The organism is Cryobacterium sp. TMT1-66-1, assembly GCF_004403435.1.
Lineage (GTDB): Bacteria > Actinomycetota > Actinomycetes > Actinomycetales > Microbacteriaceae > Cryobacterium > Cryobacterium flavum.
Window position 1 is genome coordinate 255928 of the sequence record NZ_SOGP01000009.1, and the last position, 13578, is coordinate 269505.

Here is a 13578-nt window from a genome sequence, read left to right on the forward strand (position 1 = left end):
GCTTCGCGTCGACCCGCGTTAATTGGTTACTTGACGAGGTTGCCCGCGTCCACGGGGAGGGTAACGCCGGTGATGAATCTCGCCTCGTCGGAGGCCAGGAACAATACCGCGTTGCTGATATCGACCGGCTCCACCCAAGGCACGGGCAGGGCGTTGATACTCTTGAAAGCCTCAACTGCCGAATCCTGAGTGGGGTTCGCATTGGCCGGATCGAACAACCCCCAAACGTCTTCGTTCTGGATCATGATTGTGTTGACCGTTGTTGGATGCACCGAGTTCACTCGAATTGAGTATTGGGCGAACTCGTTGGCAAGCGTCCGCATGATGCCGACGACCCCGTGCTTGGCTGCTGTGTAGTGGACGGTGTTAGCGAGTCCTTTAAGCCCCGCAGTCGAACTGGTAAGAATGATCGACCCGCCTCGTCCGCCTTCGATGAGGTGCGGTAGGGCCGCCTTGCAGGTGTTCCAGACGCCGGTCAGATTAATGTCGATGGTTTCCTGCCATGCGGCGTCGTCAAGCTCGAGCGCCGGGGACATCTGAAAGATTCCCGCGTTGGCCGACACGATATCGAGCCGTCCGAGCTGAGCGACTCCATCGTCCATCACCGCTTTTAGCGCTGCTGAGTCACGTACATCGGCCTGTGTAGCGATGATGCGGCGATCCAATGCTTCCACCTGACGCACGGTCTCGGCCAGATCCTCTGCGGTGGCCATTGGGTATGCATGCACCGACTCAACAGGACCGACGATGTCGACCGCAATGATGTCCGCGCCCTCCTGGGCCAGTCGCAGCGCATGACTGCGCCCCTGACTTCTAGCGGCACCGGTGATGAACGCTACCTTGCCTTCTACTCTTCCCATGATCTTCTTCTCCTCGTCGAGTTGTGAAACGAATATTCTTACTTGATGCTGCCGCCCGCGTCGACAGGCAGGGTAACGCCGGTGATGTATCTAGCCTCGTCGGAGGCCAGGAACAGTAACGCATTGGAAATATCAATTGCTTCCAGCCACGGAATCGGCAGCGCCTGCATAGCAACCGATGCAGTCTTGAAGTCTTCGCGGGTGGGGTTCTTCAGATCGGGGCGGAATAGCTTGTAGATTGCCTCGTTCTGGATCATGTCGGTGTTAACCTGCGTCGGATGGATGCTATTGACACGGATCATGTGTGGTGCAAGTTCGAGGGCCAGCGTTCGCATGAGTCCCACGACACCGTGCTTAGCTGCGGTGTAGTGGGCGAGGTTCTGGTAGACCATCAGAGCGGCGTTGGAACTGGTCAGGATGATGGATCCACCGCGCCCGCCGGCCTTGATGTGCGGGATCGCTGCTTTTGTGGTGCGCCAGACACCGGACAGGTTCACGTTGATCATGTCTGTCCAGATCTCCTCCGATAGCTCCTCGGTGGGTACCATGTCGGTTACGATGCCGGCGTTGGCCGACACGATGTCGAGGCGTCCGAGCTGCGCTACACCCTCATCCACTGCGGATTTCAGGGCGTCAAAATCGCGCACGTCCGCCTTAGTAGCGATGATGCGACGATCGAGTGCCTCGACCTGACGAACGGTCTCGGCCAGATCTTCTTCCGTGGCCCCGGCGTACGGCGCTCCGGGAATGTCCTCACAGACATCGATCGCGATGATATCTGCGCCTTCTTGTGCCAGTCGGATAGCGTGACTACGCCCCTGGCCTCTGGCTGCACCCGTGATGAATGCGACTTTGCCTTCTACTCTTCCCATGGTTTCCTCCTCATTTTTGATGTTCAGGTTCTATACAGTCGACTGAAACCGGCGCGGTAGTTGCGGCGGCGCGGCATCCGATCGGAAGGCGTACTCCGCGACTGCGTCGTGCTGCACCTCACGGCTCAGAGTCCCCGTTCGCCGAAGCAGTCGCGCGTTCCGATCCTTGATAACGCATTTTTTGGCTGAAGACCACCGACTCTCTGCCGCAAGCGCACCGGGCGCTTGTCACGTCTCTCTGGGTTGCGAACTCTAACTACAGCCGCACGTTCCTTCTCCGCAGCTCTCCCCGGCGCAGCTGGATTGCGAAGTTGCGAGCAGGTTCATCCCGGCCAGTGGGCTGTCGTCACAAGCTCCTGCCGGTGGTTGTTCGGGCGTGAACCCGACGAGAGGACTGACTTCGCAGTCGCTGGCGTTCACTGGAACCATCCCGGCGCGACGGTTCAGTGTGAGCTGTACCGGGCCCATTCCTTCGCGTCCGGCTCGGGTAGTGCGGTGGGAGTGGTCGACGATTGACGATTTTGGAAGCTCTACCGCTTTGCCCTTGCGGTTCTTTAGCAACTCTTCGCCGTAGCCCTGGACGCATTCCGGGTCGGGACCATCCAGCGGTAATCCAGTGAAGAATTTGGCGGCCATGCAGCCGCCCTTACAAGTGTCGAAAAACGCGCATGAGGTGCACGCTCCACCCGACTGCGGTTCGCGCAGTTTGAGAAAGAGTTCCGAGTGCTGCCAGACCTCCTGGAAGCCGCCCTCTGAGCGCACATTGCCGGCGAGGAACTCTTCGTGAATGGCGAAGGGGCACGCGTAGACGTCCCCGACGGGGTCTATGAGGCAGACAACACGACCTGCGCCGCACAGGTTAAGGCCGGGCAGTGCGTCTCCAAAAGCAGAGAGATGGAAGAACGAGTCTCCGGTGAGCACACCATCTCCGTGTGCGACGAGCCAGTCGTAGAGTTCGCGCTGCTGCGTTTGGGTCGGGTGCAGTTCGTCCCAGACGTCCGCTCCGCGACCGGAGGGGCGCAGGCGGGTGAGCCGCAATTGGGCGTCAAACTTGTCGGCGATGGCCTTGAAGTCGTCGAGCTGGCTGATGTTCTGGCTCGTACAGACGACCGAGATCTTGAATCCCTTGAAGCCGGCTTCATACATGTTCCGCATGGCTTTCATAGCCGTGGCGTAGGAGCCGGGGCCGCGCACATGATCGTTGACTTCCGCTGTTGCGCCGTCGAGCGAGATCTGCACGTCGACGTAGTCGCTTCTGACGAGGCGCTGGGCAATGTCCGGGGAGATTTTCACGCCGTTGGTGGAGAATTTGACTCCGACGTGGTGCTCGGATGCGTAGTCGACGAGTTCCCAGAAATCGGGACGCACGGTCGGCTCGCCGCCGCCGATGTTGACGTAGAAGACCTGCATCCGCTCGAACTCGTCGATGACGGCCTTCGCTTCTGCCGTCGTCAGCTCGCGAGGATCGCGGCGCCCGGAACTCGAGAGGCAGTGAACACAGGACAAGTTGCAGGCGTAGGTCAGTTCCCAGGTGAGACAGATGGGGGCGTCAAGGCCGTATTCGAAGAGATCGACGAGACGCTCGGTCTTTCGGGGAGTATCTTTCGGGGCGAGAACGAACGGGGACGTTCGGGGTGCATCGAGGAGCGTCATGAGGTCCTTTCAACGACCATGGAGGATTTCGCAAGGGTGCCGAGAGCACGCTGATAGCGAGGCAGATCACTCTCAGCGATGCCCGCGGCCGTGCACGCTGCACGGGCAGAAGGTACGTCGGCGAGAGTCCTCACGACGGCGAGAAGCGTCGTATCTTTTAGGAATGAGAGCTGGCGGGTACCGAAATGGTAGAGCAGCGCACCGAACGGCTCCGGGCGAACAGATACCTGGGGATGGAGATCCCATCCCCGGTCAAGATCCAGGCCTGGCATGTCAGCGATTTAGTAGACGCCGCACATGCCGTCGATCGAGATCTCCTCGACCAGGGTATCGGATTCGAGATCCGACCCCGCAGAATGTTCAGCGCCGGCGGTTGCGGATTCGGTGGGGCTGGTCTTTTTTGCGGAAACCATGCGGTTCTCCTTGCGATAGAAATCGACATCAGTGGCGAAAATCTCGTGCATGCACCAGACTAGTGGCACTCAGTGCCGAAAGTACAGGGATGAAAACAAATGAATGAATGCTCTGTGGCACCGCGGATGGGCCGACAGCCGCTGACGACCCGCGCCGCCCTGAGCCACGTAGCACTTCGGCTTTTTCTCGAGCACGGTTTCGACCAGACGACCGTCGACGACATTGCCACCGCCGCCGGAATTGGGCGTCGAACCCTGTTTCGCTACTTTCCCTCCAAGAACGATCTGCCCTGGGGTGACTTTGACGCTGAACTCGCGCGTATGCGCGCGTTCCTCGCTGCTACGGACACGACCGTGTCTCTCGTCGATGCGCTCGCCCGGGCGGTCGTCGAATTCAATCGATTTCCGTCAGAAGAAGTCCCCTTTCATCGCGAGCGGATGAACCTGCTGCTGAACGTTCCTGCGCTCGTGGCGCACTCCACGCTGCGATATGCCGAGTGGCGCCTGGTGGTGTCGGATTTCGCGGCTGGCCGCTTGGGAGTTGCCGTCGACGCGATCGAACCGACAGTGATCGGCTGGGTATTCCTCGGTGCATCGCTCGCCGCGTACGAGCAGTGGCTCAGAACTGACGGCTCCAACCTCATTGAGCTGCTCGAGTCGGCCTTGCTCCTGCTTAAGGAGGGTTTCACGTCGGGTGAATTACCAACAGTTGGACCCGGAGGACAGCATGAACCCACGAGTACCGGTGTCGGACTTGACGAACGTGAACTATGACGTGATCGTGGTCGGTGCCGGCGCAGCCGGAGCCCCACTCGCAGCCCGACTGAGTGAAGATCCCGAGAGACGGGTGCTGCTCCTTGAGGCAGGACCGGTGCCGCGGTCCGCCGCCGAATTCCCGCCCGAGTTACTCGATGCTGGAACCGTGCAGGGAGCAATGCCGGGACATCCGCAGAATTGGTCGTTCACAGGTAATCTCACACCGAAACTGCCCTACTCAATCGCGCGCGGCCGGATCCTCGGTGGATCATCGACGATCAACGGCTCGTACTTCATTCGCGCCAGAAAAGCCGACTTTGATTCCTGGTCTATCGGGTCACCCGAATGGGCCTGGGAAAAGGTATTGCCGTTCTATCGCCGGATCGAAACCGACCTGCAGTATGGCGAGTCCGCCGTTCACGGTGGTGCGGGGCCGATGGTCGTCGGTCGGCCTCCGCAGGACCATCCAGTGACCGTCGCTTTTCGCGCGGCGGCCGTGGAGCTGGGCTTCGCCGACGAACCTGACAAGAACGATCAGGGTATTCCGGGACATGGACCGCTCCCGATGAACACGCTCGACGGCGTGCGTCAGAACACCGGGATCGCCTACCTGAATCCGGTGCGGCACCGCAGAAACCTCACGGTGTCGGGTGACAGCTACGTGCGCCGTGTACTGTTCGAGGGAACAAGAGCTATCGGTGTCGAGGTCACGCGGGGCGGCGGGATCGTTCAGCTGCGAGGCCGAGAGATTGTGCTCTCGGCAGGCGCGATCAAATCACCTCACCTGCTGCTGGTCTCAGGGGTGGGCCCCCGGGAGCAACTGGAACAATTCAACATTCCAGTCGTGCGCGACTTGCCCGGGGTCGGGACGAATTTCAGTGATCACCCGGATATCGCCGTGCTGTGGCAGCTGCGCCGACAGATCGTTGACTACCGCACGTCGCAGTCGATGGCGGCGTGCCTGAACTTCACGGCGACCGGTTCTACTGCGCCCGGGGATCTGGAGATTCTCCCGATGCTTAAACCGATGGGGTATCTGTTGACCGGCAGCGCGCGCGGCATCATGGTCGGGGTACGCGCCGCAGCGAGGCGTCCGCTTCGATCACTTCGGGCGATGCGCGGGGTGTCGATGCGGCGCTTCGCGAACCAGATCGCCTATCGGGGGGACCTCGCGCTGCTCGTCGCCGTGCAGTCAGAGACTTCGCGCGGACGTATCAGCCTCGAGTCGGACGACCCAGACGTGCAACCGCGCATCGACTACAACTACCTCTCGACCGAACACGACCTCAAACGCATGCGCGAAGTTGTGCGGGTGGCGGTACGTTTGCTGCGAACAGATGCCTACAGGCACCTGTTTAAGCGATTGACCGAACTGACCGACACCGTGCTCAAGAGCGATGAACTGCTCGATGATTGGCTCCGCTCCCACTTGGGCACCGCCATTCACCTCTGCGGCAGTGCACGGTTTGGGCCAGCAGATGATCCTGGGGCCGTCGTCGATCAATACGGGCGCGTGCACGGTGTCGAGGGGTTGCGCGTCGCCGACACCTCGATCCTGCCGACCACGCCCGTGCGCGGACCGGCCGCGACCGCCGTTCTCGTCGGGGAGCGCGTGGCCGACTTTATTCGCCGCGGAATGTAAGGCGTACTTCTTACTGCCTGTACCCCGATGATTATCGCCCGGAGGACGATTCCAACGCCGATAGAAGGGAAGATCGTTCACAAGCCCTGCACAGGATCTAGCGCCCACAATCAACGCCCCTGGGCGTTCTTCACAGTCCGGCCGTGACGCCAACGCATCCCCGTACGCCGGTTGATCTTCAACATTCGGCACGCCTAGGCGTTACTGATTCCTTGCCTCATTAGCCGAGCATATTCAACGCGCGTCTCGGCCATCGGCAGCGCCGGTCACCTTCTTGCGGCTTCGGGAACCGTCTGTCATCGCTACTCCTAAAACTCAGGTGTTGCGACGTTGGCTGGAAAACGCCCAGCCTGTCATGGCCGCCGACACACCGTCTGCGTGAAGTCGGTTCGGACTTTGCGCAGCGCTGTCCCCGATGACGGCGATTGGTTGGCGCTGCATGTGCTGGCAACGGCATGCCGCCATAGGAGGGGACTATGTTGGGTGGGAGATGCAAGCGGCATCGGAGTTGGTTGAGGTACCGCCGGTCCGGGCTGCTCATCACGAAGGAGATTCAATGTCGAATCAGGATCATGAACCGTGCGCAACGGGAGATCTCGAGGTCCGCAGTCTGTCCGATCATGAATGGCGTGTCGGCGACCGCCGCTGCCACGAAAGGTCACCCAAGAAGGTGCTCGGTTACATCGAAAAACGTGGTTCTGCTTTTGAAGTCATGAATATAGAGGCGCCGCGACGGCACGTCATGTTTGATCATTTCGAGTCGGCGGTCGCCTCGTTTGCGTCAGTTTCCCCGACTTAGATTTTGTTTACGGCGTTGACGTCAACTTGCCGATTCACTCAGTTCCGGGTCCGAAACCCTGACGTGTTTACGCTGCGAGGTCCAGATGCAGCAGGAGCGGCTCGGTCCAGGCTGTCCCTGGCGTCAAGCAGCATAGATGTCAAAAAATGAGACTGACTTGACTTAGATGAGACAGGACATGACGGGAGCTCCATTCGGCAGATTCTGCCATAGCCTCTCTACTTGTTGACATAATCGGCCACGGGGCGACCATAAGCGGGACATGGAGGGCAGCAATCCGCAGGAAGAAAGCGGCAGAGAATCCGGCACGGTTCAGACAGTCCCATTCCGCCGTCCGAAATACCCGTGGCAGGTAAGTGCCTCCGATCGGCGGGGGCATAGTCGACTAGACGTCAGCGGTCGCTGCGGGCTGTGGGGCGGGGGAGAGGCGACCAGCGCAGAGACGGGCGACCACCTCCGTGAGCATGTCGACGCCGGCACGGACGTCCGCATCGAGGGTTAGTTCTCCCTCGTTGTGCGAGATGCCGTCAACGCTCGGCACGAACAGCATCACGGTCGGCACGACATCTTTCATATTGGTGGAATCATGACCGGCGAGGGTCATCATGGTCTGTGACGACAAGCCGAGATCGTCGGCGACCGCACGGGCCAGAGTCACGCCCTCAGCCTGGTAAGGCTGCACGTTCCAGAAGTGTGACTTAGTGAGCGTGATTGTGACGCTGTCGCGGCGTTCGATCTCAATGACCTGCTCGTGCAACATGGCATCCGCCTGCTCGAGCACCTCGGCGCTGGCAGACCGCAGGTCGAGCACCATCCGCACCTCCGACGCTACGACGACGGGCGAGTTGGGCTCGGCGAAGAGTTGGCCGACCGAGGTGTGCAGTGCAGGATCGGGGAAGGAATCGGCTAGGTCGCGCAGCGCGATGACGAGGCGGGATGCGCCGACCAGGGCGTCTTTGCGGTCGGACATCACCGTGGAACCGGTATGGGATTGCTCTCCAGTGACCACGGCGGAGTACTTGTGGGCCGCCCACGTGGCATCGACCAACCCGATGGTCACCCCATTCCGCTCCAGGTGCCGGCCCTGTTCGATGTGGATCTCGGCATAAGAGACGGCGTGCGGCGCAGCATCCGTTCCGCGAAACCCGATCGCGGATAGCGCGTCGGCGACGCTGACACCGTCGGGATCGCGAATCTGCAACACGGCGTCGGCGCCGAGCTTGTTCGTGAAGACAGCACTGCCCATCATGCTGGGCTGAAAGCGAGCGCCCTCTTCGTTGAACCAGTTCACCACGGCCAGGTTGAAAGGCGGGGTCTGCCCGGTGCTTGTGACGTTGTTGCGGACCCGCACGGCGGCATGGCCTGCCGCCAGCACACCGTAGGCGCCGTCGAAACGACCAGCCGTGGGCTGGCTGTCGAGGTGCGACCCGACGAGTACATAGGGAGCGCCCGGGGTGAACTCAACCAGGCCGAACATGTTTCCCACCTGGTCGACCCTGACCGTAAAATCACGCTGCTGCAGCCAGCTACGAAGCCAGGTGCGCACGTCTGCATCCGCTGGAGACGCCGCCAGGCGGTGCACTCCCCCGCGATCGGTCGCGCCGAAAGCCGACATTGCGGCAAAGTCGGCGAGAAAGTCTTCGCCAGCCAGATCTGTGTTGATACTCGGGTCGATCATGAGGTACCTCCGAAGGTTGCGGGTGCAGCACTGCGCTGCGTACTTCAAGGCTCACAGTGCGTGCACCACAAAACAATGGAGATTCACTGCCGGACCGCAGTGTCAACTGTGCACGCGCACATCCGGAACGGAATTATCGCACGGCGTTGCAGTGCAAAGCCGCCTGGATGATGGCCGCATCACCCGGCCGACCCGGGTCGAGCCCGGTGAGCGACTTGAACCGGCTCAGGCGGTTAAGGACGGTGTTGCGATGACAGTACAGCTCTGCCACTGTGGCAGACACCGAACCCGACTCGAACAGCACCGTGATCGTGGCGAGCAGGCGTTCGCGCTCATGCGCGGAGATGTTGGCCAGCTGACCCAAGACCGAGTCGGCCAGCACGGCGCCGAACTCGCCGAGCTTGTTGGCCGAGACCCGGCCCCAGCCGCTCTGCACCGTGGTCATCCCGAGTTTCCCCGCACTGGCCATGACCAGATCGTCGGCTATGCGCGCCATTCGCGGCACCTCAGCCAACCCCTCGACGGCCGGTGCCACCCCGCACGGGACCGTGTGCAGCCAGGACGGAATCGTGGCCGCCGCGCGCGAAGCGTACTCGATTAGAAGGAGTAGAGCTCCCTCGTGTTCGTGCAGATACTTCTGCGACTGATTCCGCGCAGCCGCCGTTCGCAGTGCGTGGTGCCCCTCGGCGCCAGCTACGGCGACGAGAAAGATGCCGCCGACATCGACGCCGAGCGCCCGCGCGGCCTGGTTGAGCAGCGGCGTGTCTTTGCCATCGGAGAGCAGCAGCCGGCTCAGCAGCAATGTTTTCTGCTGCTCGCGCTCCTGCGCCAGGCTGGCCAGCTCATTGAGGTAGCCGGCATGCACCCGAATGGTGTGGAATTCCACGGCCTCCCAAACGGCGATGGCACCGCGGGTGAACTCCGGCAGATCATCGAGCGACACCCGAATCAGCATCGCCGACCAGAGAATGCGAAAGTCCAGCCGCACCGCTTGCAGGAGCGCCTCCAAGGGCAGTCCCTGTCGAGCGCGACGGTGCCCCAATTCTTCAGACAGCACGAGCAGGCGTTCGGTCAGCGGCAACTGTCCGATGAGGCGCAGCAGCAGCTCCATCGACGCAACGGCGGTGTTACGCAGGTCGTCGGCAGCGAGCATGGATTGGCTGTAGCCGGCTACCGTACGCACCTGCGTGAGGTAAGTCGTGGCAATTTCGTCGATGTCATCGAGACACGTACGGACGACTTCGCTCATGACCGGGTGCACCGGTTCGCGAGTGGCGAGAGTGTTGGGTGAATTGTGCATTTGCCCAGACTATGTTCCCAGATGGGTGCGGTCGTCCATTGTGCGTTTTCTGGCGTGCGCGCACCATTAGGAAATGCCATTTTGCCCGCGACCGGGCTCAGCACCACCAGGGGGGAACACCATGCTTGACGTCAAACTGACGAACGCGCGCATTTTTACGCTGGAGAACGAGCGGCCGAGCGCACAGATTCTCGGAATACTATCCGGTCGAATAGTAGGTTTCGACGATGAGGTCGCGCGGCTGACCGCGACGACCACGATCGACTGCGGCGGCAGGGTCATTGTGCCCGGATTTGGCGATTCTCACAATCACATGGCTTGGTTCGGGCAGACCTTTTCGGAGCTGGACCTCAGCGGCTGCACCACCGTCGACGAGGTATATCAGGCCGTAGCGGTCCGGGCGGCGTCGTTGTCGGCCGACGATTGGGTCATCGCGTCTGGCTACGATGACACGGTACTCGGCGTTCACCCGCACCGTAATGGCCTCGACGAGGCCGCCGGCCGCCGGCCAGTCTGGCTGAAACACCGCTCGGGCCACATGTGCGTGGTGAACACGGCGGTGCTTGAGCTTGCGGGCATTCTCGACGGGACTGCGGTCGTGCCCGACGGCGGTATGGTCGTCAGCGACGCCGAGGGGCCCACCGGGCTGCTGCAGGAGCAAGCGCAGACCCTGGCGAGTGCGCTACTGCTGCCCTATTCTACCGATGACCTTTCAGCGGCGATCGGCCGGGCCAGCGCTGCCTATGCCGCCGAGGGCCTGACCCACGTGACCGAGGCGGGCATCGGTGCTGGCTGGATTGGGCGCAGCCCAATTGAACTCGCCGCCTATACAGCAGCCCGGCAGAGCGGCACGCTGGGCACCCGTGTACAACTAATGGTGTCCAGTGACGCGGTGCATTCGCTCGCGGTACACGCTGACGACCGCGCCACCGTGGGCCTCGACCTGGGTCTCACGACGGGGTTTGGCGACGACTGGATTCGGCTCGGTGCGATGAAAATTTTCATCGACGGCTCTCTGATCGGGCGCACCGCTGCGGTGACAGAACCGTTCTGCGACCACGGTCACGGACGGGGCAGCTTTCAGCTCTCTACCGCGGAGCTGACGACGCGCATCATCGACGCGCATCGCGCCGGCTGGACCGTAGCGGCACACGCGATCGGGGATCAGGCCATCGACGTAGCGCTCGATGCTTTTGCCGAAGCCCAGCGCCAGCACCCGCGCCCCACGGTGCGGCACCGCATCGAACACGCCGGCATCGTACGACCCGACCAGGTTTCACGGTTCGCTGACCTCGGTATAACCCCGATACCGCAACCCCGCTTTCTCTACGAGGTGGGTGACACAATGGCTGCTGCTGTCGGTGCCCACCGCGCAGACTGGGTCTACCGACACCGCACCTTCTTGCAGCACGGGGTGCGCGTGCCCGGAAGCTCCGATCGCCCCATCGCCCTCGGCGCACCGCTGCTCGGCATGCAATCCATGGTGCAACGGCGCACCTCAAGCGGCGCTACCGTGGGATCGGCAGAGACGGTGACCGCAGATCAGGCCCTGCGTGCATACACGGTCGACGCTGCCTGGATCGCCGGCGACGAAGAACGCCGCGGGACGCTGGCTACTGGAAAGCTCGCCGACTTTGTCATGCTCTCCGAGCATCCGGCCGAGGTGGCTCCCGAAGCAATTGGGCGCATCGAAGTTTTGGCCACCTTCGTGGATGGCGCTTGCATCCACGGCGATGCCCTCGTATCCACTCTCACCTGCAATTTTGATCACGAATAGTAAGGAACAGCCTGAAATGACTACCACAGCAGATACGTCGGCCGCCGAGGTTGGGGCGCGACCCAAGCTCAGCGGCAAGGACGCCGGCCGCATCGCACGCGCTGCCTTCGTCGGTACCGCGCTTGAATGGTATGACTATTATCTATTCGGAACCGCCGCCGCGTTGGTGTTCAACCGGCTCTACTTCACCACCCTCGACCCGACGGCAGCGACCCTCGCCGCCCTGGCTACCTTCGGTGTCGGCTTCGCAGCCCGCCCGATCGGCGCCATATTGTTCGGCTATATCGGTGACCGGGTGGGCCGCAAGCCCGCACTGTTGATCACCATCATCATGATCGGGTTCGCCACCGGACTGATCGGCGTGCTGCCCGACTTCGGCACGATCGGCCTGGCTGCTCCCGTGATGCTCGCGGTGCTGCGCCTGGTTCAGGGGCTGGCCGTGGGCGGCGAATGGGGCGGTGCGATGACGCTGGCCGTGGAGCACGCACCACTGAAGAAGCGCGGTCGGTTCGCGGCGCTCGTGCAGGTCGGCTCCCCGGTGGGTACCCTCATGTCGGCCGGTGCTTTTGCTCTGGTACTGCTGCTCCCAGCGGAATCCTTCGACAGCTGGGGCTGGCGCCTGCCGTTCCTCGCCGCCTTTCCATTGCTCCTGATTGCCGTCATCATTCGGCTGAAGGTGGAAGAATCGCCGATCTTCCAGGAACTAGTCAAAATGGAAGAGCGCGCCAAGATTCCTGCCGTCGACGTCTTCAAGTTTGCCTGGGGCCGACTGCTTGTGGCCATTGCCGCCGCTTTTCTGGGCGTCGGTGGGTTCTATGTGATGACCACGTTCGCCATCACTTATGGCGTGAGCGTTCTGGAACTGGATCGGGCTCTGCTCGTGAACGCCACCCTGATCGCGGCAGTCGTACAGATCGGCGTCATTTTGATGATGGGGCGCGTGGCAGAGCGCTTCGGCGCCGGACGAGTCACGATGTGGGGCGGCATCGCCACAGCCGTCGCAGCCTTACCGATCTTCTGGCTCATCGACACCGGCCACCCCCTAGCCGTGATCTTCGCGATCACGCTCGGTATCGCGCTACTCTCCACCGCGTATGCGGTGTCGGGCACCCTGCTAACCGAGCTCTTTCCACCCCGGCTGCGATACAGCGGCGTGGCCCTCGGCTACAACATTGCCGGCGCTCTCAGCGGGTTTCTGCCGTTCCTGGCACTCGCCATGCTCAGCTTCTCGGACGAAGCCTCGTGGCCCGCGGCGGCCATCCTCGCCGTCGTCGCCCTGATCACCTCGGTGGGCGGCTACTTCGGTGGGCGCTTGAAGATAAAGGACATGGACATAATCGAGTAGCTGCTACTGGGCGGCACCCCTCTGGCTTCCGTTTGTTGATGGCGGCCGTCACCGCGTGTGTGGCGGCCGTCATGGTCTCATCGGATTTGATCGCTGAAGCTGGGTCTGCAGCCGCCAGGCCGTTCCATCTCTTCGCTGGCTGGTCGGCACCCACGGCCTCGGGTACGTCAAGGCTGTGTCTTGTTGCCGGACCGGCACTGGGCGCTGCATCTGGTTGTCAGGGCGAGCACCACTATGTCTTGGAGGTGGGTGAAGGCAGTCCTCTTGCGGTCTCAGCTCCGCTCGACCGACGGATTGGGAATTTTCGTCGGCGGCGCAGGCGGCCATCATCACAATCCGCGTGATCCCGGATGACCGATGGGAGGTTCCTTGGGCTCGACATCGCCGACAGTGAGAACGCGGGCCCCTCGATCAGCCTGTATCAGGCTTTCACACGCGAACGGGCCTGCAGCTGGGCACGATGAAGCTTTCGGTGCGCGGGGG

The 13578-nt window shown here is 62.0% G+C and carries 12 protein-coding genes; 5 read left to right on the plus strand and 7 right to left on the minus strand.

Annotated features, from left to right (window positions below; genetic code table 11):
- Positions 1–26 precede the first annotated feature (26 nt).
- The 5 genes from E3T29_RS07080 to mftA form a co-directional block, all read right to left on the minus strand.
- Positions 27–860: a mycofactocin-coupled SDR family oxidoreductase gene (locus E3T29_RS07080; protein ID WP_166792348.1), complete on the minus strand. Its 834-nt coding sequence runs from the start codon at positions 858–860 to the stop codon at positions 27–29.
- A 38-nt stretch (positions 861–898) separates the two neighbouring features.
- On the minus strand, positions 899–1732 hold the full coding sequence (locus tag E3T29_RS07085; protein WP_134344812.1) for a mycofactocin-coupled SDR family oxidoreductase: 834 nt from the start codon (positions 1730–1732) through the stop codon (positions 899–901).
- Between the two features lie 252 nt (positions 1733–1984).
- Complete coding sequence (mftC, locus tag E3T29_RS07090) at positions 1985–3385, minus strand: mycofactocin radical SAM maturase (RefSeq protein WP_134344813.1); 1401 nt, start codon at positions 3383–3385, stop codon at positions 1985–1987.
- On the minus strand, positions 3382–3657 hold the full coding sequence (gene mftB / locus E3T29_RS20535) for a mycofactocin biosynthesis chaperone MftB (RefSeq protein WP_092453130.1): 276 nt from the start codon (positions 3655–3657) through the stop codon (positions 3382–3384). Before mftB ends, mftC begins: the two co-directional genes overlap by 4 nt.
- Before the next feature lie 9 nt (positions 3658–3666).
- Positions 3667–3798 (minus strand): mycofactocin precursor MftA, encoded by a 132-nt coding sequence (gene mftA, locus E3T29_RS07100; RefSeq protein ID WP_134344814.1) that lies wholly within the window; start codon positions 3796–3798, stop codon positions 3667–3669.
- Positions 3799–3924: 126 nt separating this feature from the next.
- Here mftA and mftR point away from each other — a divergent pair, with 126 nt between their 5' ends.
- The 3 genes from mftR to E3T29_RS07115 all read left to right on the plus strand — a co-directional run bounded on the left by mftR (position 3925) and on the right by E3T29_RS07115 (position 6995).
- The gene (gene mftR, locus E3T29_RS07105; protein WP_198417727.1) at positions 3925–4572 is read left to right on the plus strand and encodes a mycofactocin system transcriptional regulator; all 648 of its coding nucleotides are present in this window, start codon (positions 3925–3927) and stop codon (positions 4570–4572) included.
- On the plus strand, positions 4526–6196 hold the full coding sequence (locus E3T29_RS07110; protein WP_134344816.1) for a GMC family oxidoreductase N-terminal domain-containing protein: 1671 nt from the start codon (positions 4526–4528) through the stop codon (positions 6194–6196). Before mftR ends, E3T29_RS07110 begins: the two co-directional genes overlap by 47 nt.
- 556 nt (positions 6197–6752) lie before the next feature.
- A complete protein-coding gene (locus tag E3T29_RS07115) occupies positions 6753–6995 on the plus strand; it encodes a hypothetical protein (RefSeq protein ID WP_134344817.1) in 243 nt (80 codons plus the stop codon).
- A 385-nt stretch (positions 6996–7380) separates the two neighbouring features.
- On the opposite strand, the gene E3T29_RS07120 is transcribed toward E3T29_RS07115, so the two are convergent.
- Both E3T29_RS07120 and E3T29_RS07125 read right to left on the minus strand, forming a co-directional pair.
- Entirely contained in the window at positions 7381–8673 is a 1293-nt protein-coding gene (locus tag E3T29_RS07120) for a M20 family metallo-hydrolase (protein ID WP_134344818.1), read from the minus strand.
- A gap of 133 nt (positions 8674–8806) precedes the next feature.
- A complete protein-coding gene (locus E3T29_RS07125; RefSeq protein WP_134344819.1) occupies positions 8807–9973 on the minus strand; it encodes a CdaR family transcriptional regulator in 1167 nt (388 codons plus the stop codon).
- 121 nt (positions 9974–10094) lie between these two features.
- On the opposite strand from E3T29_RS07125, the gene E3T29_RS07130 reads away from it, so the two are divergent.
- The gene (locus E3T29_RS07130; RefSeq protein WP_134344820.1) at positions 10095–11750 is read left to right on the plus strand and encodes an amidohydrolase; all 1656 of its coding nucleotides are present in this window, start codon (positions 10095–10097) and stop codon (positions 11748–11750) included.
- Between the two features lie 16 nt (positions 11751–11766).
- The gene (locus E3T29_RS07135; protein WP_134344821.1) at positions 11767–13095 is read left to right on the plus strand and encodes an MFS transporter; all 1329 of its coding nucleotides are present in this window, start codon (positions 11767–11769) and stop codon (positions 13093–13095) included.
- Positions 13096–13578: the final 483 nt, after the last annotated feature.

Bases quoted from the DNA above. Each gene is read 5' to 3' on its own strand.
- E3T29_RS07115 (WP_134344817.1), top strand. From the start codon at position 6,753: ATGTCGAATCAGGATCATGAACCGTGCGCAACGGGAGATCTCGAGGTC.
- mftR (WP_198417727.1), top strand. From the start codon at position 3,925: ATGGGCCGACAGCCGCTGACGACCCGCGCCGCCCTGAGCCACGTAGCA.
- mftA (WP_134344814.1), bottom strand. From the start codon at position 3,798: ATGGTTTCCGCAAAAAAGACCAGCCCCACCGAATCCGCAACCGCCGGC.
- E3T29_RS07080 (WP_166792348.1), bottom strand. From the start codon at position 860: ATGGGAAGAGTAGAAGGCAAGGTAGCGTTCATCACCGGTGCCGCTAGA.
- E3T29_RS07125 (WP_134344819.1), bottom strand. From the start codon at position 9,973: ATGCACAATTCACCCAACACTCTCGCCACTCGCGAACCGGTGCACCCG.
- E3T29_RS07130 (WP_134344820.1), top strand. From the start codon at position 10,095: ATGCTTGACGTCAAACTGACGAACGCGCGCATTTTTACGCTGGAGAAC.
- E3T29_RS07120 (WP_134344818.1), bottom strand. From the start codon at position 8,673: ATGATCGACCCGAGTATCAACACAGATCTGGCTGGCGAAGACTTTCTC.
- mftB (WP_092453130.1), bottom strand. From the start codon at position 3,657: ATGCCAGGCCTGGATCTTGACCGGGGATGGGATCTCCATCCCCAGGTA.
- mftC (WP_134344813.1), bottom strand. From the start codon at position 3,385: ATGACGCTCCTCGATGCACCCCGAACGTCCCCGTTCGTTCTCGCCCCG.
- E3T29_RS07135 (WP_134344821.1), top strand. From the start codon at position 11,767: ATGACTACCACAGCAGATACGTCGGCCGCCGAGGTTGGGGCGCGACCC.
- E3T29_RS07085 (WP_134344812.1), bottom strand. From the start codon at position 1,732: ATGGGAAGAGTAGAAGGCAAAGTCGCATTCATCACGGGTGCAGCCAGA.
- E3T29_RS07110 (WP_134344816.1), top strand. From the start codon at position 4,526: ATGAACCCACGAGTACCGGTGTCGGACTTGACGAACGTGAACTATGAC.